The organism is Actibacterium sp., from assembly GCF_041584535.1.
GTDB lineage: Bacteria > Pseudomonadota > Alphaproteobacteria > Rhodobacterales > Rhodobacteraceae > Actibacterium_D.
In genome coordinates this window covers 1-1,838 of the sequence record NZ_JBFHDW010000402.1, presented here as the reverse complement: position 1 = coordinate 1,838, position 1,838 = coordinate 1, and the positions used below count along the sequence as shown (strand labels likewise).

General features: G+C 66.3%; 3 protein-coding genes. All 3 read right to left on the bottom strand.

Translation table 11 applies throughout. The features are described 5' to 3' along the window. The coding region (locus ABYW26_RS14125) for a deoxyribodipyrimidine photo-lyase (RefSeq protein WP_372605554.1) at window positions 1-357 on the bottom strand (357 nt) is incomplete at its 3' end. Beyond that, window positions 358-1,350, bottom strand: coding sequence for an MDR family oxidoreductase (locus ABYW26_RS14120; RefSeq protein ID WP_372605553.1), 993 nt, complete (start codon window positions 1,348-1,350; stop codon window positions 358-360). Window positions 1,351-1,376: 26 nt separating this feature from the next. Continuing rightward, window positions 1,377-1,838, bottom strand: a 462-nt coding sequence (locus tag ABYW26_RS14115; RefSeq protein WP_372605552.1) for an alpha/beta fold hydrolase, incomplete at its 5' end; no start/stop codon positions are given.

Below are 1,838 nucleotides of genomic sequence, written 5' to 3'. Positions count from 1 at the left end.
GTCCGCGCGCAGGCTTGCCTTGATTTCAGTGGCACGGGCACGCGATGCCGGATCATAGAGGCGCGACCAATAGACCGCGCCCGCGCCGGTTTCAGCGATCAGGGCGCGCAGCACCTCATGCGCCGGACCGCGCCGCAGGATCAGGCGGCTGCCGCGCCGATCCAGCCGGGCCGAGAGATCGGCAATCGACAGGCCCAGCCGGAACCGCGGCGCTGCCCCCAGCGCCGCCACCGAGTCGTCATAGAGGATCACCGGGATCACCGGCCGCCCCGACGCACAAGCCGCCGCCAGCGCCGGATGATCGGCAAGGCGCAGATCGCGCCGCAACCACAACAGAACCGGCGATTGCCCGGTCATTCAGGCGTTCACGTCGACGACGATCCGGCCCTTGACCTGACCTTTCAGGATCGCGGCCCCCAAAGCGGGCAGATCGGCCAGAACCGCCGGTTGCACCATGGTCTCAAGCCGGTCCATCGGCAGATCGCTGGCGATACGCTGCCAGGCCCGCAGGCGGTTGCCATAGGGCTGCATCACGCTGTCGATGCCCAACAGGTTGACGCCACGCAGGATGAACGGCGTGATCAGCGCGCCATCAATCGCGGCACCGCCCGCCAGACCGATCGCCGCGACCGAGGCACCGTATTTCATCTGTTTCAGGACCCGGCCCAGCATCGCGCCCGCCACCGCATCGACGCAGCCCGCCCAGCGTTCAGCCTCAAGCGGTTTGCGGGTGACTTCGGTCAGGTCTTCGCGCGGGATGATCTCGGTCGCGCCAAGGCCGCGCAGGTAATCGGCCTGATCGGCGCGGCCGGTGACCGCGGCGACCTCGTAACCCAGATGCGCCAGCACAGCCACCGCGACCGAGCCAACACCCCCCGCAGCCCCCGTGACCAGAACCGGCCCCTGACCGGGTTTCATCCCCTGATCCTCAAGCGCCATGATCGCCAACATCGCTGTCAGACCGGCCGTGCCGACCGCCATCGCCTGACGCGGTTCCAGCCCGGCAGGCAGCGGCACCAGCCAATCGGCATTCACCCGCGCCTTTTGCGCATAACCGCCCCAGCGCACTTCGCCCACGCGCCAGCCGGTCAGAACCACCTTATCGCCGGGTTTATATCGAGCGTCGTCCGAGGCCTCGACGGTGCCGGCGAAATCAATGCCCGGCACATGCGGATAATTGCGCACCAGCCCGCCACCGGGGCCGATGCACAGCCCGTCCTTGTAATTCACCGTCGAATATTCGACCGCAACGGTCACGTTGCCTTCGGGCAGGCGCGACTCGTCGATCTGTTGCACGGCGGCGCGGGTTTTGCCGTCTTCGTCTTTCTCAACCACCAAAGCATTGAACATCGTATCTCTCCCTATTTCAGCGCCCCTCAGGCACCGTTTGCAGCATGATTGTCCAGAAACCGGACGATCAGCGGGTTGATCAGATCGGGCCGGGCGACGGGCGCCATGTGATCGACCCCCGGCACATCATGAAATTCGGCCCCCGGCAGCGCCTCGGCCAGCAGGCCAATGATCGCACGGGCCGAGGCGCGCGACGCGCCGCCGCGGATCAGTTGAACCGGCATTCCAAAGGCAGAACAATCGCTTATCCCGGCTTGTTCAGGCAGATCGACAAGCACCCCGGTCCAGTCATCGGCGACCCGGTCCACAGTGTCGGTGATATAGCGCCGGGTGCCGTCATCCAGCGCCGTCCAAGCGCCCTTGCCGGACCAGAAATCGACGAAATACTGCGCGGCGCGTTCGGGCATCTTCAGCCGCAGATAGCCCTGAACCTCGGACGAGGTGCGATAGCCCTCGGCTACCTCATCCAGCCCGGCCTCGGCCAGAAG

Excerpts from the sequence above, each read along its gene's own strand:
- ABYW26_RS14120 (WP_372605553.1), bottom strand. The coding sequence starts at position 1,350 with ATGTTCAATGCTTTGGTGGTTGAGAAAGACGAAGACGGCAAAACCCGC.